Genomic DNA, 21,508 nt, shown 5'->3' with positions numbered 1-21,508 from the left:
GGCAGGACTTTCGATTTTACTGAACACTCTTCAACTGCTCTCGGAATATTCAATAGATGAACTGAATGAAATCGCAACAATTGCATTAAGTACCTAAAGATGTGTAGATACCTATGCCTAAAAGGAGAGGGAATTTAATCCCTCCTAACATCCCTTTGAGAAAGGGAGGAATATTCCTCTTTTAAAAGAAGGGGCTAGGGATTATTTTTCCTCATCCACTCCAAATAATCCTCATAACAATCTGGATGCTCTAACTCAAATCCCATTTTCTGCATTCGAGTCGCATAAAGTTTCTTCCCTGTCACCTGCTCACTTTCCACCTTAAGCAAAGGAAGCCCCATCTGCTGTTGGAACCATTGCAATATTTCATGCATTAATTTTGGCTGGTTATCGGTCACAATATAAGAAGATTCCGGATGTTCCACGTGAATCATCTGTGACAAGAAACGTGATAAATCTTCAATATGAATCCGGTTGGACCAGTGCAGATTCGGATAACTCAACATCGAGGCGGCCATTTTTTGTAAGCGTTCTACCGATGCTCCATAAATCCCACTTGGACGAATCACCGTACATTGCTCAGGATAAGCAGCGAAATAAGCTTTTTCCATTTGCTGCAAGATTTTGCCCTGAGCATCATTCGGGTGAATTTCAGTTTCGTCATCTACGATTCCACCGGAATTTTGCCCATACACTCTTGTCGATGAAACCACTACAATCCGTTTCACCGGATGCTGTTTCAAGGCAGCCACAACAGGTTGAACCGAATCCAGATAAGTTTTCTGATAGCCTTCAACCGTACTTTGTTTTGGACTAAGTAATACATAGACCCAGTCAATTGGTGTAACTGCAGTTAAATCCAGTTTATGCACATCCTGAATCAGATGAGTTGCGAATGAATCTGTTTTGGGACTCTGGCTAATTGTGCTAATTTGATGACCTTGCTCAAATAGTTGTTTAGCCACACGTCGGGATGTTTTACCATAACCGATAAATAAAATATGCATTGAGCACCGAATCACAAATCTGGTTGAGGGGACATGGCTGCAGTCCATCAGTTACAAGGCGTTGGCAATGCCGCCGCTGCATTACTCGAAAAACTAAATATCTTCAATACTGATGATTTGCTTTTTCATCTACCACGTGACTATGAAGACCGTAGCACGATCATTCCCATGAATCAATTGAGCGTGGGACGCAGCTATCTGCTGGAAGGCATCGTTAAAGGCATAGATTTCCCGCCAGGTAAGCGCAAGTCTATGGCAGTATTGCTGGATGATGATTTTGGTAAAGTCACTTTACGTTTTTATCATATCTATAAAGGCATTACCGACCGCTGCAAACTTGGTAACCGTTTAAGATTTTTTGGTGAAGTCCGGGTCGGTGCTCGCGGTTTGGAAATGTATCATCCCGAGCTGCAAGTCATTACTGAGGACACGCTTTTACCTCAAACCCAGCTCACCGCGATTTACCCTGCGACTGAAGGTCTGACCCAGCCAAAAATACGGGATTATATTCAGCAGGCCTTGGCTCAGTATAGCGACCATCTGCCTGAACTGCTGCCAGCAAAATTTAGCAATGGCTATGCGCTGAAACAGGCACTGGAATATATCCATCACCCGCCAGTCAATGCCAATATGCTGCAGCTGGCACAAGGCTCACATCCTGCACAGCAGCGTCTGATCTTTGAAGAGCTGGTGGCGCATCAGATCAGCCTATTGACACGTCGGGCCTTTATTCAGCAGGTCGAAGCACCTTCATTTGCGCCAAGTCAGACCTATGCCAAACAGTTACTGGCCAGTCTGGCTTTTGAAATGACCGGTGCGCAAAGACGTGTATCCAGAGAAATTGCACAGGATCTAAGAACCAATAAGCCGATGTTGCGTCTGGTGCAAGGCGATGTCGGCGCCGGTAAAACACTGGTGGCTGGTGTCGCAGCCTGCCATGCGTTAGAGGAAGGCTGGCAAGTTGCATTGATGGCACCCACCGAAATTCTGGCCGAGCAGCATTATCTCAACTTTAAACGCTGGTTTGAACCTTTAGGCTTAAATGTGGCCTGGCTTTCCGGCAAGCAGAAAGGTAAAGCCCGTGGCGCAGCGGAACAGGTGATTCGGGACGGGAGTGCCCATCTGGTGATCGGTACCCATGCCCTGTTTCAGGAAAATGTCGAGTTTGCCAAACTGGGTCTGGTGATTATTGATGAACAGCACCGCTTTGGTGTGGATCAGCGTCTTGCACTCAGAAATAAAGGTCTGGATGGTATGTCACCGCATCAACTGGTGATGACCGCCACTCCGATTCCACGCACCCTGGCCATGTCGGCCTATGGCGATCTGGATACCTCAGTGATTGACGAGCTGCCACCAGGTCGTACCCCGATTCAAACCGTGACCATTCCATTAGACCGGCGCGAAGAAGTCTTACAACGCATTGCCAGCAACTGTGCCGAAGGCAAACAGGCCTACTGGGTCTGCACCCTGGTAGAACAATCCGAAACCCTAGATGCTCAGGCCGCAGAAGCCACCTTTGCTGAAATTCGTGAGCGCTTTCCTGCGCTGAATATCGGACTGGTACATGGCAAGATGAAAGCCGATGAAAAACAGGCGGTGATGCAGCAATTTAAGAATAATGAACTACAGCTCCTGATAGCCACCACTGTAATCGAAGTCGGAGTCGATGTGCCGAATGCTTCCATCATGGTGATTGAAAATGCCGAGCGTCTGGGCCTGTCTCAACTACATCAGTTACGGGGCCGGGTCGGTCGTGGTGCCAAAGCCAGTTTCTGTGCCCTGCTCTATAAACACCCACTTTCGCAAAATGGTCAGGAACGTTTAAGGATTATGCGTGAAACCAATGATGGTTTTATGATTGCCGAAAAAGATCTGGAATTACGTGGTCCGGGTGAGCTACTCGGCACCAAACAGACCGGGGACATGAATTTCCGTGTGGCCAAACTGGAACGTGATGATCACCTGCTCAATCAGGCACATTATGTGGCTCAGCAGATGCTCAAGGATTATCCTGATCAGGCTGAAGCATTATTGCAACGCTGGTTACCGGAAGCACCGCGCTATGCCTATGTTTAAATTACTGGAACATGGAAAATCCTGGCTCACCCGCTTACAGCCCTGCCAGCTCTGTCTGACTGATAATCAGGCTATTCATTCAGTCTGTGAAGACTGCTGGCAACAATTGCCGTGGGCACATCAAACTATTCAACGGCAGGAAATGCAGTTCCAGATTGCCTGCGACTATGCCTACCCGATGGATCGTTTGATTCAACTGTTTAAATATGAACAGAAACTGCATTTGCAAAATTTATTGGCAGGTGCGCTGTTAAGTTTAGACCTGCCTAAAGTCAGTGCGATAGTACCGATGCCGATCTCGACTGAACGTCTGGCTGAGCGCGGTTATAATCAATCTCTGGTGCTGGCCAAACATGTGGCGAAACAGCTGAATCTACCCATCTGGCAACCGATTACCCGACTAAAACAACATTCACAGAAAGGTCTAAGCCGGCTGGAGCGGATTGAAGACATCCAGTCACAATTCCAGATCAACACCATTCCCAAGCTACGGTATCGTCGGGTGCTGATTATTGATGATGTCGTCACGACTGGCAGTTCGATTCGGGCACTGAGCCAAACACTTGAACAACTGGGCTGTCAAAAAATTTATGCAGCCTGTCTGGCAGGCGCGCAAATCTGAAAATTCAAGCTTGGGCAAGTAACTGTGACTTCACCCAGGGAATCACAATTTCAGTAGTCAAGGGTGCCAGTCGTACCTCTTTTTCATCCAGATCGACCCATTTCATTTCGGCAATTTCCGCTTCAATTTTTGGCGCTTGATCCAGACTTACCCAATAGACATAACTCACCAGTTGATGATCTGGTTCATTCGCCGTCTGGGTTTCAAAACGCCCAATGAATTGCTGAATCTGCGCCTGTGTGCCAATTTCTTCCTGAATTTCACGCAACATCGTTGCTTCTGGTGCTTCATTTGGCTCCAGCTTGCCACCAACCTGCATAAAGCAGGACGTCCCTTTTTTGCGAACCACCAGCAGTTGCTGCGCTTCATTTAAAATAATGGCCGCAGCCACCGTAATCACGTTCATTTATTTTCTACAAATCATGCTGTGGACAGCTTATTTTACAAGATCGGTCTGATCGACCATACCCCATTTCGCTTCGGGCGGCTGATAATTTTCAAATTGGCGCAAAATATCATCCAGATTATCACTAACAATTAAAGCATCGCTAAAGCGCGCTTTGGTAAAACCTTTCTCAGTCGTCATATGGATAAATTTGAGTAAATCATCATAGAAACCATCTACATTTAAAAAAGCACAAGGCTTTTTATGAATTCCCAACTGTGCCCAGGTCCATTGTTCAAAAATTTCTTCCAGTGTTCCTGCACCACCCGGAATGGCAATAAATCCCTGTGCCAGTTCCGACATGCGGGTTTTACGTTCATGCATATTATCTACCACAAATAGCTCGGTAATATGCGGATGCGCCAGTTCACGATTGACCAGCTGTCTTGGAATTACGCCAATCACCTTGCCACCAGCAGCCAAAGCACTATCAGCAATAATCCCCATTAAACCGGAGCGACCACCGCCATAGACCAGCGTCTGATGCCTTGCTGCCAAGGTCTGGCCAACCTTTTCGGCGATCTGGGCATAGAGAGGATCTGAGCCCAGTGCTGAACCACAAAAAATTGCGATAGAATTCATCATTTCATCCTCTAATTGACGGTATATTGTACGTAATCGCTTCCAGCGCGTTTTTTCCAAAAATAACTGCTTAATATCAGTGTTTTTATTCAATTCCTTGTCTAAAATACACCCATTCCAATTCACATACTGCGCCAGGGAGAAAAGACAGCATGCTTGAAGCCTTTTACGCCACAGAGCGCGGTAGCTTAGAAGATATCACGATTAACGGTGATTTCGACCTGCATCCAGATTTAGTATGGCTTGATCTGATTGCACCTTCACAAGAAGAGCAGCAATGGATTCTAGATGCCTATTCGCAAAACTTACCGACCTTAAAATCGCTGGAAGATATTTCCTCTAGTGCCCGATTTTACCGTGATGATGACGGTATTTTGCATATCAGTACCTATTTTTTAACCAAAAATAAAAACTATCAGGTCGAGAACGAAAACGAAGATGAATCCAGCATGTTGGCGACGGTACAAACCGTGGCATTCATTCTGCATAAGGACCGTCTGTTTACCTTGCGTGGCGAAAAGCTGGTGGCCTTTCGTGCCTTCCGTGCCCGTGCGCGCCGCAATGATTATGAAATCGATTATAAAGATCCAACCTGGATTTTATTGGGCCTGCTCGAAGCCAAACTGGATGAACTGGCCGACATTCTGGAAGATGTACATAAAGATTTAGAGAAATATTCAACTGAAGTGTTGAATAACCGCCATCGCGAGCAGATTCTGGATCTGGATGACATGATTACCCGGCTAGCTCAACTGGAAGATATGCTCGGTAAAGCGCAGCTCTGTCTGATCGATTTACGTCGTGTTCTGACTTTCCTGTCTCGTCCACGCGCCTTGGGCAGTCATATTTATGATGCGGATATCCGAGAACTCAGTGAAGATGTGCGCTCGCTGGTTGAACATGATGCCTTCCTGTTCCAGAAAGTGCGCTTCCTGCTCGATACCACATCCGGATTCATTAACACGGAACAGAACGATACGATTCGTCGATTCTCGATCCTGCCAAGTATGCTTGCGCCACCGATGCTAATTGCCAGTATTTATGGCATGAATACCGAAGTCCTGCCTTTTGCACAAGGCACTATGAGCTTCATTATGGTCAGTATTATTTTGATCGGCTTTTTAATCGGGCCATTGATTTACTTTAGATGGAAGAAGTGGATCTAGAATCCTTTCTAACCTCCCTTTTCAAAAGGGAGGGATTTTTCCTCTCCTATCAGGCGAGGGTCAGGGAGAGGTTTCTTGATTAGATTTCCCTTTCTAAGTCTCACTTGCTCTTTAGATTTAAAGCGAAGTGCAAGAATGCCTGTATTTAATTCATATCTATTTGCTCCCTCTTCAACTTCTCTTTAAAAAGTGAAGAAAATTCCCCCTCCTTTTCCAAAGGAGGAGTTAGGGGAGGATTTAAAAAAACCCTTTCTCTAGCTCTCTCCCTCAGGGAGAGAGGACGTGCAATCCATATTTTGATCTATTTGATTTTAATTATTTCTTAAAATTTGATCATAATAAAAAAGCACCTTTCGGTGCTTTTTTATTTACTGAATGATCTGTAAATCATCCTGTAAATGACAGGCCTGAATGATATTCATCATTTTAGCAGGTACAGCTTTAAACTGTAGTCCTTGCGCTTGAGGAGTCTGGCGCAACCAGCGCACCAATACTGCCAAAGCCAAAGTACTACCACTTTCAAGCCCAGCCAAGTTGACCACAAGCGGAAACTTGGTCTGTGACTGAACCACACGCAAACCATTTAAGTAATAGTCCTGCGCATTGGCATAATCAATTTTGCCTGAAACCTGCAATTCCTGATTCTTGAATACAATCACGGCTCACCTATCTGATTATTTCTTGTCGATTGCAGCTTCTGCATCCGGTTTGAAGTTAGCAATAGCTTTATCTATATTACCGCCATTACGTTTTACTGTCGCAGCAAACTGGTTACGGAACTGCAAACCTAAATCAATACCCGACACGTTGATGTTGCGGATTTTCCATTGTGAGCCTTTGTCCACCAGCTGAAACGCTACCGGAATTTTCTCGCCTTTATTATTAAAGTCGATGGTTACAACAGGGTTTTTGCTATTGCTGGCCTTGTATGGACGCACGCTATAGGTCTGATTGCTGAACTTGGAAAATGCAGAACCATAATTTTCAATTAGCGTTTCACGGAAATTCTTTTCAAACTGCGCGCGCTGTGCAGCAGTACTATACTGGTTTGTCGCATAAGTCCCCATCACAATACGCGTGAAAGACTGTGAATCAATGTATGGATCCAGATTCTGGCGGACAATCGCTTTCACCAGCGCTGGATTATTCTGCAATTTTGCATTATCAGCTTTGAGGCGCTTAATCAAACCATCTGCCACTTTTTTAATAAAAGCAGGTGGCGCTTCAGACGGTGCAGCAAACACTGTACCAGCAACCATTGTTGAAAGAATGCTTGCTGCAAGCGTTTGTTTTACTAAAGTCTTCACTGAAATCTCCTCAATCTATTATTCAACAAATGCAGGTTCTGCATCAGTCGATTCTGAAACTGTCGCCTGTTCTGGGGCAGTTTCTTGACTATCCGACGATTTACCGGCACCACCAGTAATGAACTTCGTCACTAAATCTTCAATTTCCATGGTGCCTTGGGTATTGGCAATCTGATCACCGCGTTTCAAATAGTTCAGACCGCCACCTGGAATAATTTTCAGGTATTTTTCACCCAATAACCCATTGGTCGCTACCATAATATAAGCATCCTCATCAATATTGGTGATGGATTTCATGTTAGCTAACAGTTGTTTTTCCATGTCTTTTTGTTGCGTAGGGGTAGCAGCAGTATAGTCCGAACTATAACGTAACTCTTCCAGCGCTTCCTGCTGAACTTGCTTTAACTGTTCAGCATTAAACGAAGTCAATGAGCCATCCAGGGTCATATGCACGGTCGCCAGACGCGTCACTGGATCCAGGGTAATGTCATCCACCTGCCCTACTTTCACACCACTTAATGCCACTTTGGCACGCGGCTTGATCCCATTTACATTTTCAAAAGTCGCTGTCATTTTATAGCTGTCGGAAATATTGTGTCCGACCAGACCACTGACACGCATCGCCAGGAAAAATAAGGCAATACCAAACAAAATAACAAAAACACCAACGGCCAGCTCACTAGTACGTGATTTCATTAAACACCTCCGAACATGACCGCAGTCAACACAAAGTCAAAGCCTAAAACGCACAGCGAAGAATACACGACTGTACGCGTTGTAGAAGTTGCAATACCTTCTGATGTCGGGACACAGGCATAGCCTTGATACACCGCAATCCAGGTACAAATTAATGCGAATACAAAACTTTTAATAATGGTGCCATTCAAGATATCTTTATAGAATTGCACGCTGCTTTCCATGCCGCTCCAATAAGCGCCTTCATCGGCACCCAGAAAATCTACGCCGACCATTTTACCGCCCATAATCCCAACTGCAGCAAAGATGACGGAAAGCATTGGCAAACTAAAAATTCCCGCCCAAAGACGCGGTGAAATTACCCGCTTTAATGGATCTACCCCGATCATTTCCATACTGGACAATTGTTCAGTGGCTTTCATCAGGCCAATTTCAGCAGTCAAGGCCGAACCGGCACGTCCTGCAAACAGCAAAGCGGCGACCACAGGTGCCAGTTCACGGAGCAAGGTCAGCGCGACCGCTGTTCCTAGCATCGACTCACTACCAAAGGTCGACAAGATGCTAAACATCTGCAAACCAAGCACGGCTCCAATAAACAGGCCAGAAACCACAATAATCAGCAGGGACAACACCCCAACCCGATACATCTGATAAATAAACAGCTTTACTCCAAGCCAGGTCGGCATGGAAAATAAAATCTGCAACAGCATCAGGGTCGCGACCCCAATTCCCTGTACACGTTCAATAACGCGTCTACCTAATGCGGCAATTGCATTCATGAACGAACCTCATCACTTAAATAAGCTTGATGACTAAACTGATAATCCACCGGACCTTCTACCGAACCGGTCAGGAATTGCTGTACAAAAGCAGACGGATGTGCTTTCAGCTCTGCCGGTGTGCCCTCGCCCTGAATTTTGCCTTCTGCCACCACATAGATGTAGTCCGCAATCGATAAAGTTTCTGCAACATCATGCGAGACAACAATCGTGGTTAAGTCCAGTGCTTCACGCAGGGAACGGATCAGGCGTGCCAACACGCCCATCACAATCGGATCTTGTCCGGCAAACGGTTCATCGTACATGATCAGCTCAGGATCTAGCGCAATCGCACGGGCCAAAGCCACGCGTCGGTTCATACCACCGGATAGTTCAGATGGCATCATCTGTTCTGCACCACGTAAACCGACCGATTCCAGTTTCAATGCCACGATTTCCTTAATTAGATGTTCCGGCAATTTGGTATGTGCCCGAATCGGAAATGCGACATTTTCATACACGCTCATATCGGTAAACAAAGCACCGCTCTGAAACAACATACCCATCCGTGCACGTGCTGAAAAAAGCTCGGAACGTGACATCGTGGCAATATCTTTGCCGTCCAATAAAACCTGACCGTGCTCAGGAACCAGCTGCCCACCAATCAATCTCAATAAGGTGGTTTTACCAGTACCGGATGGCCCCATAATGGCGGTAATCTGCCCACGACGAATATTTAAACTCACGTCGTCATAAATCACGCGCTCACCCCGCTTGAAGCTCAGATTCTTGACTTCAATCAGAGATTGAGTATCTCGCGCTGTTTGATTTTTCATAGCTGAGTTTATTCCTGCATTTTTTCAGCATGCATACTATAAAGGAACGAAGTTCAAAATGTTAGCAGTTGAAAAAGGTGGTTTAATATCATAGAAAAATGACAATAATGGATTATTTCGTATTTTTTATAATAAAAATATGTACTTAAGCTTGAGTCAGGTACATTGATTAATTAAAAAGACTGTATGAATAATAGATAATATTACATAAAATCAAAGTCAATGCGATATATGGCATATACACCTCTATCAATTGAGATCGAAGAGCTAAGCTTTTCATATTAATAGTTATCACAACCCTGACAAAATATGATTTAGTAGACATTTTACGTTAAAAAGCAAAAAACTCAATGCATAAAAAAAACCGGTATTTCTACCGGTTTTTTATCTTCATCTAGCGACTGAATTAGTCGTTAAATTTACGACGTGGACGATCTTCACTACCGAACGAACGTTCACCACGTGGCTTGTCATCAAAGTTGCGACGTACTGGACGATCACCGAAATCACGCTTTGGACGGTCATCACCGAATGAACGCGCTGGACGATCACCGAAACCACCTTCACGACGTGGAGCTGGACGATCACCAAAATCACGTTTTGGACGATCACCATAACCGCCTTCACGAGCTGGTTTGTAATCTACACGGTTGCCACGGTTGTCATCATTAGAGCGAGGACGGTCACCAAAACCACCTTCACGACGTGGAGCTGGACGATCACCGAAATCACGCTTTGGACGGTCATCAAACGAACGTTGTGGACGATCACCGAAACCGCCTTCACGACGTGGAGCTGGACGATCACCGAAGTCACGCTTTGGACGGTCATCAAACGAACGTTGTGGACGATCACCGAAACCGCCTTCACGACGTGGAGCTGGACGATCACCGAAGTCACGACGTGGACGATCTTCGCCAAATGCCGGACGTTCGCCACGAGGTTTGTCATCGAAGCTACGACGTGGACGATCATCACCGCCTTCACGACGTTTGAAATTGCTTTCGCCTTCAAAACGGCTACGACCACCGCCATCACGACCACGACCACCGCCGAAACCGCCACGACCACGACCACCGCCATCACGACCACGACCGCCGCCATCACGACTACCGCGTGCAGGAGGTGGAGATGGCTCAAGACCTTCAATTTCAGATACGTTTAGACGCGCATCAAGGAAGTCTTCCAAAGCACGGATTTTACCGCGTTCACGGTAAGTCGCCAAAGTAATTGCTTTACCAGTACGACCCGCACGACCTGTACGACCGATACGGTGTACATAATCTTCGTTCTTCATTGGAAGACCGAAGTTAATCACGTGTGAAATAGTTGGTACGTCAAGACCACGTGCCGCAACGTCAGTTGCAACCAAAATCTTCGCACGACCTTCACGGATGCTGCGTAAACGGCGGTTACGAACAGTTTGTGGCATAGCACCGTGAAGTGCTACAACTGACAAACCTGCTTCAGCAAGCTCTTCAGCCAACATATCTGTGTCTTCTTGAGTTGACGCAAATACAACTGCTTGATCAACGTCTTCTTCGTTTAACCAGTGAGTCAGTAATTTTTTCTTGTGCTCAAAACCGTCAGTCCAATGCAAAGTCTGAGTAATATCAGTATTTGTAGAGTGACCTGTTTCGATCGAAATACGCATTGGATCATTCATCATGCGTTCAGCAAGTGTAATGATACGTGGTGCAAAAGTCGCAGAGAACATAAGAGTCTGTTTGCGGTTTGCAGCCAACTCACCAATTGCTTCCAAGTCTTCAGAGAAACCTAGGTCAAGCATACGGTCAGCTTCATCGACGATTAACGCGTCAACTTTATCCAATTTGATTTGACGACGATTCACCAAGTCAAGTAGACGACCTGGAGTTGCAACAACAACTTGCGCGCCTTTCAACTGTTGAATTTGTTTACCAAAAGGCATACCGCCCATGATTGCCGCAATACGCACGCCTTTCATGTGACGTACAAATGCGATTGCGTCTTGACATACCTGTTGTGCCAATTCACGAGTCGGTGAAATCACCAAAATATTCGGTTGAGTAACCGCTTTCATACGGTCTTTAAACGGTACTAATGTATCTTGGTTTGCCAACGCATTTAACGTAGGCAGTAAGAATGCAGCAGTTTTACCAGAACCTGTTTGGCTTGATACAAGAAGGTCTTTGCCTTCAAGTGCAGCTGGAATCGCTTGTTCTTGTACAGGAGTAGGAGTAGTAAAGCCTAAAGCGTCGAGAGCCTGGGTTAGAGATTCATCGAGGGAAAAATCAGCAAAAGTTTTGCTCATAGAGAGTGTTCACCCTGAAGTGGGTGCTCCATTAAATAAATTACAATATGGACATCGGCAAAAAGCGGCACAGCAAATAGAGCTGAAAAAGTTAGGATTCAGCAGCGATCCGAATAACGACGATGTGGATATAACGCACGTATATGATTACGGCCGCAAACCTGAAGGAATCGCTTAAGCGATTGGGGCGCGAAGGATATGTCCTCTCTATGGACAGAACGCGCATACAATGATTAGAAGATAGTGTTCAGGTAAAGAACGGAAAATTAAGTGCGTGCCGAAATTATAGCAGAATATTCCACAATGTCATTAAGTTTTAAAACTAATTTTCCTGATTTATAAATTATGTATAATTTTCTTATACTTAAATAATTATAAAAGTGTAATTCTTGGTCTAAAAAGTCAATTTTCTGCAATTCACTGGGCATTTCCGATATCTAGTCAGTGTTAAAAACATAGACATTGCCCTATTAAAAGAAGATAAGTATATAAAAAAGGCATCCCGAAGGATGCCTTTTAGAATATTAAATCTGCTTCATCTAAACCCGATTATTTTGCTGCTTCACCCCAAGCAGGAACAACTGCTTGCATTAAAGGCTTAAGCATTTTCATTGAACAAGCCAAAACTTGACCATTTTCCATAGAGTCGCTACCACCACGTGCATCAACTACAGTACCGCCTGCTTCTTTCACGATCAATTCACCCGCTGCGATATCCCAAGGTTTCAAACCAAGTTCAAAATAAGCGTCGAAACGACCGGCAGCCACATAAGCCAAATCCAATGCTGCAGAACCTGAACGGCGATATTGCGCACCGGCTTCAGTAACATTTAACAAAGACTGGAAATGATTCTTGGCATAAGACACAACTTCGCCATTACGTTTGGCACGATACGCATGACCAACAGCCATAAAGGTATTTTCCAGGCTGTCTTTGACATTCACACGAATACGGCGCTGGTTCATCATGGCACCACGACCACGACTGGCAGAAAATAGCTCATCTTTCACCGGGTCATAAATCACCCCGTGTTGAGTAATGCCTTTGTGCTGAACTGCGATAGAGATACAGAAATGCGGGAAACCGTTAATGAAGTTTAAAGTACCATCTAGCGGATCGATCACCCAACACCAATCGGCGTCATGACCTTTACCTTCCTGATAGCCAAACTCTTCACCAAGGAAACTGTGATTTTTATAGCTTTTACGTAGGGTATCGATGGTCAACTGTTCCAAATAACGATCTACACGCGTTACCGGACCATCAATTCCTTTTTCTTCGACTTGTAGATCGAGTTTATGACGATTCTGATGCGCTTTTAAAAGCTCTTGACCAACTAACTGAGCCGCACGCGCAGCCATCACAACCATAGGTTCCATTGAACACCCACTACAAATTTGAAGACACTGATAAAGAATAATGCATAAAAGCCCCGATATCTTAGCAAATATCAGGGCTTTTTTGGGAAAAATGTGTCTAAAATTTTTAAGATATTATGACAAGACGCTTTGCCCCAGGCTAGACCAAGCCTGATTGATCGATTTTTCAATGCCTTGCGCATCCAGACCCGCCTGCTGCAACATCTGTGCATGGGTCGCTTGCGCCATAAATGTATCATCCAGACCCAAATTCAACATCGGTTTGACAATCTGTGCTTCTGCCAGATATTCATTCACTGCACTGCCGGCGCCGCCCATCACTGCATGTTCTTCCACCGTGACAAACAGACTGGTGCTTAAAGCGAGATCATCGAGCATTTGAGTATCCAGTGGTTTGACAAAACGCATGTTAACCACACGCACGCCAATCTCATGTTTCACTGCAAAGGCTTCAGCAGCGTCGACTGCAGCCTGTACCCGGCTACCAAATGCCAGCACAGAAATATATTCATCATACTGCCCATTAAAGCTGGCCACGATTTCCGCCTGACCGATCGGAATCTCGATCATTTTTTGCTGGATCTCGATGCCCAGTCCATTACCACGCGGATAACGTACGGCTGCAGGACCTGGATATAAATACGCAGTATGCAACATTTGACGACATTCATTTTCGTCTTTTGGCGCCATGATCACGATATTCGGAATGGTCCGCATATAGGCATAGTCATATGCACCTGCATGCGTCGGACCATCCTCACCGACCAGACCCGCACGATCAATACCGAAAGTGACATCTAGATTCTGCAAGGCCACGTCATGTACCAACTGGTCATAACCGCGTTGCAAGAACGTCGAATAAATCGCGACGACCGGCTTTAATCCTTCACAGGCCATACCAGCAGCCAGTGTAACTGCATGCTGTTCGGCAATCGCGACATCAAAGAAACGTTCCGGATACTCTTTTGCAAATTTTACCATGCCTGAGCCTTCGCACATGGCGGGAGTAATCGCGAGTAAACGCGAGTCTTGTGCCGCTTCATCGCAAAGCCATTGCCCAAATACATCCGAATATTTCGGCGCAGTATTGCTGGCAGCAACAGCATTAAGTTTGCTAATCGCGTGATACTTGATTTGATCCGATTCTGCCGGAGCAAAGCCCTTGCCTTTTTTGGTATAGATATGAATCAGGCGTGGACCTTTACGCTTTTTCAGCGCATTAAAGACATGTACCAGTTGTTTGACATCATGACCATCGTATGGGCCAAAATAGTCAAAGCCAATGGCTTGGAATAAGTTATCTGCAGCATCGGTTGCCGCACTGTGCAAACGCGAGTTATACAACCATTCCGGATGTGGCTGTACATAGGCCTCACCCTGCTCGGTAACATTAACGAATTCACCGCGCTCCCAAATGGCAGCTAGATGTTTGGCAAAACCACCGGTGCTGCAAGAAATCGACATGTCATTGTCATTCAGTACCACCATCAGATCAGCACCGTGTGCCACGGCATCATTCAAGGCTTCAAAGGCCATACCTGCCGTCATAGCACCATCGCCAATAATCGACACAACTTCACACGGATTGTTCTGATAACGACGTGCAAGCGCCATACCTAGGCCAGCAGAAATCGCCGTCGAAGAATGCCCTACACCAAAGGTATCAAATTCAGATTCTTCTCGAGCCGGAAACGCAGCCAGACCATCTTTGGCACGAATAGTGGTGAGCTGTTCACGACGACCAGTCAACACTTTATGCGGATAGGCCTGATGACCTACATCCCAGATCAGGCGATCATGTGGCGTATTAAAGCAATAGTGTAAAGCCACGGTGAGCTCAATCACACCAAGGTTGGCACCAAAATGTCCGCCACTTTGCCCGGCAGCATACAAAATGAATTGACGTAACTCATCCGCCACTTGCTCTAGCTGGCTTTGCTCGAGTGCACGCAGTTGCTCAGGATGATTGATCGCATCAAGCAACGGTGTTACAGGGCGTTGAGTTGGGATTTCTGTATACAGCATATTATGGCAAAGCCTTCTAAAGCCTGGCAAATCTAAAGCTAGGTCAATGGGGAGTACCCGATCATATAGCTGAATTGTAGCAGCTTCAATTCAGCTACGCTTCTAGCGATGCAATATTAAACAATGATCTCGTCGGGGTGAAAAAATTGCAGCCTACGATTATCCTGAATAATCTTACTATTTATCAACTATTATCGTTCGCTTTCTACAAAAAAGAAAATCTATTGCAGAATTTCGACTTTGCAATTCTACCAATGTTCAATCATTACGCTATACTTTAAACAATTTCAGGATTTAACGGGTTCAGCTGTGCCAATCGAATTTGTCGCAACGTCAAGATTACCTACCGCTCACGGTGAATTTAAAATTACTGTATTTCAAGACCCTGAGACTGGCGAAGAACATGTCGCACTGTCTAAAGGACTTGAAGAAGTATCAGATGAGCCTGTGGTGGTTCGCGTACATTCTGAATGTTTAACCGGTGATGCCTTTGCTTCACTCAAATGCGACTGTGGCCCGCAATTACAAGCAACTTTAAAACTGATCAATGAATTAGGCCGCGGAGCTATTCTGTATTTGCGTCAGGAAGGGCGTGGTATTGGCCTGACCAATAAAATTCGTGCTTACGCCCTGCAGGATCAAGGCCATGACACCGTAGATGCCAACCTGATGCTGAACCTGCCGGCGGATGCACGCCAGTATGACATGTGTAGCATTATGCTGGATCATTTACAGGTAAAATCGGTACGTCTTGTGACCAACAACCCTTCAAAAATAGAAGCCTTAAAAGCACAAGGCATTAATGTAGTCGATCGTGTCCCGCTAACAGTAGGCTTAAATCCGTTTAATGAACAATATCTTAAGACCAAGCATGAACGCATGGCACATCTTTATAAAAAGGATGATTTTTAATATTTTTAAACCCCATCCTACCTTATTTTAACTTAATTCCACCAAACCTCCCTTTCTTGCGCTTCGACTTAAAGCAATGCTTAAGTCTTGCTCAGGGAGGCTTTCCCTCTTTTCTTAAAAATGGGGTTAGGGGGAGATTAAATCGTCATCGAGAAAATCCGGCTCTCTGGCATCCGTCGCTTTAAACGTAAATCAAAAGCCATACAAATATTGCGTACAAATGGTTTCCCTTTCTCCAGAATTGTGACTGACGAGTCTGAAAATTGAATCAAACCATCCTGTGCCATTTCCTTAAGCTGTTCCAAAACCTCATCAATTTCAGGGAAAAGCATCTCGGAACTTTCCCATGAGGTGCTAAAGCTGCACATCAAATTTAGAATATGTTGCCGAACGATCAGATCTTCCTGATTTAAGACATGTCCTTTAAATACCGGAATTTCATTGCGCGCCAGGCATTCATAATATTCTTCAATGGTTTTCACATTCTGCGCAAAGCTGTACCAGCTATCGCTGATTGAGGATATTCCGAGTCCAATCATCACCTGGGTTTTAGAGGCTGTGTATCCCATAAAGTTGCGGTGCAATGTTCCAGCTTGAAAGGACTGGTACATCGCATCTTTTTCTAAGGCAAAATGATCCATGCCGATTTCATGATAGCCATGTGCCAGAAGTTTATTTTTACCCGCTTCATAGCATTCCCGTTTGATCGCATCTTTGGGTACATCGGCATCTTTAAAACCGCGCTGACCATTGCCTTTAATCCAGGGCACATGTGCATAGCTATATAAAGCCAGACGGTCCGGCAAAAGCGAATTGGTTTGCTCAATAGTATTTAATACATCGTCCAAGCTTTGAAATGGCAGACCAAAAACCAGATCATGAGAAATCGATTCATAGCCAATTTCTCGCGCCCATTCGGTTACCTGTTTAACATTTTCATAAGGCTGAATCCGGTGAATCGCCTTTTGCACGGTTTCATTATAATCCTGCACCCCATAACTGACCCTACGAAAGCCAAGATCATATAAACCTTGCAAATGCTCACGTGTAGTATTATTGGGATGACCTTCAAAACTGAATTCATGCACAGGTGCTACGTCTGCTTTGGCTAAAATACCTTGAATCAGTTGGGTTAAATGCTCAATAGAAAAGAAAGTCGGTGTTCCCCCGCCCAAATGAATCTCTTTAATGATAGGCTTTTCTTGTAATAGCTCACAATATAAATCCCATTCTTTGAGTACTGCCTGAATATAAGGCTGTTCGACTTCATGGCGTTTGGTCACGCGCTTATGACACCCGCAGAAGGTACACAGGCTTTCGCAAAATGGCAGGTGGATATATAAGCTAATGCCTTCGCTTTGATTGGATTCATCAAAAGACTTTTTTAGCTTTTGCTTCCATTGTCCCAGCGAGAAATTCTGCTCTTCCCAATACGGAACCGTAGGGTAACTGGTGTAGCGTGGACCGGGAACATTGTATTTTTGAATCAGGGAGTTGACCTGTACCGACATGACACACCTATTACCATTGAGAAATGCTCAAGCCAATGAGCGCTTGCAAGTTATTGTGCTGAGCTTGAAAAAAGAATTCAACCTAGCCATTTGGTCGGATTTAATGACGTATTCTGCCTATACAGAGCGAAATTCAAAGTTTGGATCGATCAACTGCATTGCCAAATAGACCTTAATCTTTGACTGATTTTATGCTTTGATGTCGTTAGTTTTTTTATTTCCCTACGAGGACTCTGATGCAGCATCCTACATCTGCGGATATTCAACGCGTTCGTGAATTTCTCCTCGACTTGCAGGCACGGATTTGTGCAGCACTAGAACAGCAGGAACGTGCTGGCGGCGGTACGGCTGAATTTATCATCGATGACTGGGAGCGTCCGGAAGGTGGTGGTGGCCGTTCACGTGTTTTGCAAAATGGTACGGTGATTGAAAAAGGCGGTGTGATGTTCTCCCACATCAACATTTCCAAGCTGCCCGCTTCTGCGACCGAACGTCATCCTAATATTGCCGGCGCCAAAGCACAGGCCATGGGTGTATCGCTGGTGATTCATCCAAAAAACCCGAACGTACCGACTTCGCATGCCAACGTGCGTTTATTTTTGGCAGAAAAAGAAGGCCAGGATCCGATCTGGTGGTTTGGTGGCGGTTTTGACCTAACCCCGTTTTACCCGAATGATGAAGATGTACTGTCTTGGCATCAGACTGCGCATGATCTGTGTGTGCCATTTGGCGAAGAGGTTTATCCTGAACATAAACAATGGTGTGATGATTATTTTTATCTGAAACATCGTGATGAACAGCGCGGTGTTGGCGGTTTATTTTTTGACGACCTGAATCAATGGGATTTTGAAACCTGTTTCCAGTATATGCAAGCTGTGGGGAATGGTTACCTAGAAGCCATTCTGCCGATTTTCCAGCGCAATCAGGATAAGCCTTATAACGAAGCACAACGCGAATTTCAGTTATACCGTCGTGGTCGTTATGTGGAATACAATCTGGTTTATGACCGCGGCACCCTGTTTGGCTTGCAGACTGGCGGCCGGATTGAATCGATTCTAGTCAGCCTGCCCCCGCTTACCGGATGGTCTTATCGTCCTGAATGGGATGAGGGCTCACCGGAAAAACATTTAACAGATTACTACCTGAAACCACACGACTGGTTAATAGAATTAAAATCCAACGCAATGAAATGATACAAACAGCCCTCAAATAGAGGGCTGTTTTAATAGATATATCCTCTATACTGCTGCATAGAAATACCTGATTTGATCGCGGCACCCTATCGCTACATCGATCACATTCCATTTGATGTTTAGTGAGAATAACAATGTATAATCTTCAATTAAACCTACCTGTATTTGCCTTTTGGCTTTTTCTGGCTCTCGCCATCAGTGCGATGAGTACCGCAATTTTAAGCCATAACCTGATTCTGGATGGCGCAGCCATTCTGGTGAGTATCCTGACTGGCGTTGGGGCTGTTCTCAGTATGGCGCTGATGTTTGCGGAACATATTATGGATATTTGTAGTTCCTAAAACCCGGATCACTCAGCAGCAATTAAAAATCGCGCAGGCTTTAGTCCCTGCTCTTTTTCACGTATATTGATGGCCATTTCCGCACATGGACATTGTGAAATGAGCAAACAATTTGCCGTGATTGGTAACCCGATTGAACAGTCACGTTCTCCAGAATTGCATCACGCCTTTGCCGCTAAAACTGGTGTCGACCTGAATTACACTAAACGTCTGGCGCCTCTGGATGGCTTTGAAGCCAACATTCAGGAGTTCTTTGGCCAGGGCGGTAGTGGTCTGAATGTTACTGTCCCCTTCAAAGAGCAGGCTTTTATCCAATGTCAGGTGTTGAGTGAACGGGCCAAAATTGCCAAAGCAGTGAATACTCTATGGATGGAAAATGGTGTCCTGCATGGCGACAATACCGATGGTCAGGGACTGGTTGAAGCAATTCGGGCCTTAGACTGGCCACTGGAAAATACCGATATTTTAATTATTGGTGCAGGTGGTGCCACGCGTGGTGTGATTTATCCACTCGCCCAAGCAGGTGCGAAAAAAATCGTGATCGCCAATCGTACCTTGACACGCGCGGAACAACTGGTTGCTGATCTTCAGGATGCCGTACCGCAAGTCGAATTACAGGCGATTTCACTAGATAATTTAGCCGGTGAATTTGATCTGGTGATTAATGCCACCTCTGCCAGCCTCAGTGGTGATGCTTTGGTTTTACCGGAAACACTACAGTTTAAACGGGCCTATGAAATGGCCTATGGCAAACCGTCTTCATTTCTGGATCAGGCCAAGACACGCAGTGTACCGACATCCGAAGGCTTTGGCATGCTGGTCGGTCAGGCAATTGAATCTTTTTACATCTGGAATGGCATCAAGCCGGATTTAAAAGAGTTTCTTTAAAATCCCTATCTCTCCAATGAGTTCAGTTCGGGTTGCAACTGCAACCCTTTAATTCCCTCCTACTAATTTTTATAAGCTGAGAAACCATGTATTGGTTTTAGTGACATTTTAGGATGAGTTATTTGGCGACCTGAATCCGAGCACAATTCATACAAAAATATACTAGACAAATCACCTTTTGATTCATTAAACTCCATTGATATAACAAGTTTTTAATCTTCCTGTAATGTAAACGCTTAATGATGAAATTCGACAATTTCATTCACTAAACTTAAAAACCGATTCACTTTTCTGACATTTTTATTCACTGAATTCATCAATGTTTTTTTATCCCGAATGTGAATAATCAAAGAATCGATACAGATAATCCAAAACTATTTCAATCAGGATTAAACGCATGCCAGCATATAAAGCCCCTTTACACGACATTCGCTTCCTTATGAATGAAGTGCTTGACTACCCTGCGCACTACCAGAATTTGTCGAATGGTGAATATGCCGATGCCGACACGGTAGACATGATCTTAGAAGGTGCAGCAGATTTCTGTGAAAATGTACTGTCACCTTTGAATCAAAGCGGTGATGAAGAAGGCTGTCATTTTGGAAATGGCGAAGTGAAAACACCGAAAGGCTTTAAAGAAGCTTACGACCAGTTTGTACAAGGTGGCTGGCAAGGTCTGTCTTATCCTGAAGAGTTTGGTGGTCAAAACCTGCCAATGTCTTTAAACCTGATCAAATCAGAAATGATGGGGACTGCAAACTGGTCATTCCAGATGTATCCGGGTTTAAGTGTGGGCTGTATCAACACTATTATGCAATACGGTACCGATGAGCAGAAAAACACTTATCTACCTCACCTGGTCGCTGGAACTTGGACGGGTACCATGTGTCTTACTGAGCCGCAATGTGGTACTGACCTGGGTCAGGTTAAGACCAAAGCAGAGCCGAAAGAAGATGGTAGCTATTCGATTTCAGGCACCAAAATCTTTATTTCCGCAGGTGAGCACGACCTGACTGAAAATATCGTACATATCGTACTGGCACGCCTTCCAGATGCGCCGCAAGGTACCAAAGGGATTTCTCTGTTTATCGTACCGAAATTTATTGCTGCTGCAGATGGCGGGATCGGCGAGCGTAATCCAGTGAACTGTGGTTCGATTGAACACAAAATGGGGATTCGCGCTTCAGCAACGGCTGTACTGAATTTTGACAATGCGACTGGCTACCTGATTGGCGAACCGAATAAAGGCTTGCACGCTATGTTCACCTTTATGAACACGGCGCGTATTGGTACTGCGATTCAGGGTATTTGTCATGCTGAACTGTCGTTCCAGGGTGCTTTACCTTATGCAAAAGAGCGTATGTCAATGCGTGCCCTGTCTGGCAAAAAAGATCCGGAAAAAGTAGCGGATGCGATCATTCATCATGCCGATGTACGCCGTATGCTGTTGACGCAAAAAGCCATTGC

At 45.1% G+C, this 21,508-nt stretch carries 20 protein-coding genes; 8 read left to right on the top strand and 12 right to left on the bottom strand.

What is annotated here, in order from left to right:
• Positions 1-194: 194 nt before the first annotated feature.
• Positions 195-1,007 (bottom strand): NAD-dependent epimerase/dehydratase family protein, encoded by an 813-nt coding sequence (locus tag WAK81_RS07320; protein WP_422196299.1) that lies wholly within the window; start codon positions 1,005-1,007, stop codon positions 195-197.
• A 33-nt stretch (positions 1,008-1,040) separates the two neighbouring features.
• On the opposite strand from WAK81_RS07320, the gene recG reads away from it, so the two are divergent.
• Both recG and WAK81_RS07310 read left to right on the top strand, forming a co-directional pair.
• Complete coding sequence (gene recG, locus WAK81_RS07315; protein ID WP_422196298.1) at positions 1,041-3,086, top strand: ATP-dependent DNA helicase RecG; 2,046 nt, start codon at positions 1,041-1,043, stop codon at positions 3,084-3,086.
• Positions 3,073-3,708, top strand: coding sequence for a ComF family protein (locus WAK81_RS07310; protein ID WP_422196297.1), 636 nt, complete (start codon positions 3,073-3,075; stop codon positions 3,706-3,708). Before recG ends, WAK81_RS07310 begins: the two co-directional genes overlap by 14 nt.
• Before the next feature lie 4 nt (positions 3,709-3,712).
• On the opposite strand, the gene WAK81_RS07305 is transcribed toward WAK81_RS07310, so the two are convergent.
• Both WAK81_RS07305 and WAK81_RS07300 read right to left on the bottom strand, forming a co-directional pair.
• A complete protein-coding gene (locus WAK81_RS07305; protein WP_422196296.1) occupies positions 3,713-4,114 on the bottom strand; it encodes an NUDIX hydrolase in 402 nt (133 codons plus the stop codon).
• 30 nt (positions 4,115-4,144) lie between these two features.
• Complete coding sequence (locus WAK81_RS07300) at positions 4,145-4,735, bottom strand: TIGR00730 family Rossman fold protein (RefSeq protein ID WP_422196295.1); 591 nt, start codon at positions 4,733-4,735, stop codon at positions 4,145-4,147.
• 152 nt (positions 4,736-4,887) lie between these two features.
• Between WAK81_RS07300 and WAK81_RS07295 the strand changes: the two genes are divergently transcribed.
• Entirely contained in the window at positions 4,888-5,901 is a 1,014-nt protein-coding gene (locus WAK81_RS07295) for a CorA family divalent cation transporter (protein ID WP_422196294.1), read from the top strand.
• Between the two features lie 368 nt (positions 5,902-6,269).
• Here WAK81_RS07295 and WAK81_RS07290 read toward each other — a convergent pair whose 3' ends face one another.
• The 8 genes from WAK81_RS07290 to dxs all read right to left on the bottom strand — a co-directional run bounded on the left by WAK81_RS07290 (position 6,270) and on the right by dxs (position 15,196).
• Positions 6,270-6,560 carry an STAS domain-containing protein gene (locus tag WAK81_RS07290; RefSeq protein ID WP_422196293.1) on the bottom strand — a complete coding sequence of 97 codons (291 nt, stop codon included), beginning with the start codon at positions 6,558-6,560 and terminating at the stop codon, positions 6,270-6,272.
• A gap of 15 nt (positions 6,561-6,575) precedes the next feature.
• On the bottom strand, positions 6,576-7,208 hold the full coding sequence (locus tag WAK81_RS07285; protein WP_422196292.1) for an MlaC/ttg2D family ABC transporter substrate-binding protein: 633 nt from the start codon (positions 7,206-7,208) through the stop codon (positions 6,576-6,578).
• 18 nt (positions 7,209-7,226) lie between these two features.
• The gene (locus WAK81_RS07280; protein WP_422196291.1) at positions 7,227-7,904 is read right to left on the bottom strand and encodes an outer membrane lipid asymmetry maintenance protein MlaD; all 678 of its coding nucleotides are present in this window, start codon (positions 7,902-7,904) and stop codon (positions 7,227-7,229) included.
• Complete coding sequence (gene mlaE / locus WAK81_RS07275) at positions 7,904-8,683, bottom strand: lipid asymmetry maintenance ABC transporter permease subunit MlaE (protein ID WP_422196290.1); 780 nt, start codon at positions 8,681-8,683, stop codon at positions 7,904-7,906. Before mlaE ends, WAK81_RS07280 begins: the two co-directional genes overlap by 1 nt.
• Positions 8,680-9,498, bottom strand: coding sequence for an ABC transporter ATP-binding protein (locus WAK81_RS07270; protein ID WP_422196289.1), 819 nt, complete (start codon positions 9,496-9,498; stop codon positions 8,680-8,682). Before WAK81_RS07270 ends, mlaE begins: the two co-directional genes overlap by 4 nt.
• 406 nt (positions 9,499-9,904) lie before the next feature.
• Positions 9,905-11,791 carry a DEAD/DEAH box helicase gene (locus WAK81_RS07265; protein WP_422196288.1) on the bottom strand — a complete coding sequence of 629 codons (1,887 nt, stop codon included), beginning with the start codon at positions 11,789-11,791 and terminating at the stop codon, positions 9,905-9,907.
• Between the two features lie 549 nt (positions 11,792-12,340).
• Positions 12,341-13,171, bottom strand: coding sequence for an inositol monophosphatase family protein (locus tag WAK81_RS07260; protein WP_312586297.1), 831 nt, complete (start codon positions 13,169-13,171; stop codon positions 12,341-12,343).
• 114 nt (positions 13,172-13,285) lie between these two features.
• Positions 13,286-15,196, bottom strand: a complete 1,911-nt coding sequence (gene dxs / locus WAK81_RS07255) for a 1-deoxy-D-xylulose-5-phosphate synthase (protein WP_422196287.1) — start codon at positions 15,194-15,196, stop codon at positions 13,286-13,288.
• Between the two features lie 309 nt (positions 15,197-15,505).
• Here dxs and ribA point away from each other — a divergent pair, with 309 nt between their 5' ends.
• Complete coding sequence (ribA, locus tag WAK81_RS07250; protein WP_422196286.1) at positions 15,506-16,108, top strand: GTP cyclohydrolase II; 603 nt, start codon at positions 15,506-15,508, stop codon at positions 16,106-16,108.
• Positions 16,109-16,245: 137 nt separating this feature from the next.
• Here the strand turns inward: ribA and hemN are convergent, their stop codons facing one another.
• Complete coding sequence (gene hemN / locus WAK81_RS07245; protein WP_422196285.1) at positions 16,246-17,619, bottom strand: oxygen-independent coproporphyrinogen III oxidase; 1,374 nt, start codon at positions 17,617-17,619, stop codon at positions 16,246-16,248.
• Positions 17,620-17,855: 236 nt separating this feature from the next.
• On the opposite strand from hemN, the gene hemF reads away from it, so the two are divergent.
• From hemF to WAK81_RS07225, 4 genes are all read left to right on the top strand, one after another.
• A complete protein-coding gene (hemF, locus tag WAK81_RS07240) occupies positions 17,856-18,812 on the top strand; it encodes an oxygen-dependent coproporphyrinogen oxidase (protein ID WP_422196284.1) in 957 nt (318 codons plus the stop codon).
• A 134-nt stretch (positions 18,813-18,946) separates the two neighbouring features.
• Positions 18,947-19,153 (top strand): hypothetical protein, encoded by a 207-nt coding sequence (locus WAK81_RS07235; protein WP_422196283.1) that lies wholly within the window; start codon positions 18,947-18,949, stop codon positions 19,151-19,153.
• A 99-nt stretch (positions 19,154-19,252) separates the two neighbouring features.
• Positions 19,253-20,041 (top strand): shikimate dehydrogenase, encoded by a 789-nt coding sequence (gene aroE, locus WAK81_RS07230; protein WP_422196282.1) that lies wholly within the window; start codon positions 19,253-19,255, stop codon positions 20,039-20,041.
• Positions 20,042-20,438: 397 nt separating this feature from the next.
• On the top strand, positions 20,439-21,508 hold a 1,070-nt coding region (locus tag WAK81_RS07225; RefSeq protein ID WP_422196281.1), incomplete at its 3' end, for an acyl-CoA dehydrogenase family protein.

Source organism: Acinetobacter sp. (assembly GCF_049284435.1).
Classification (GTDB): Bacteria; Pseudomonadota; Gammaproteobacteria; order Pseudomonadales; family Moraxellaceae; genus Acinetobacter.
Note: the sequence above shows the minus strand (reverse complement) of the source record. Positions and strands in the feature narration are given on the sequence as shown.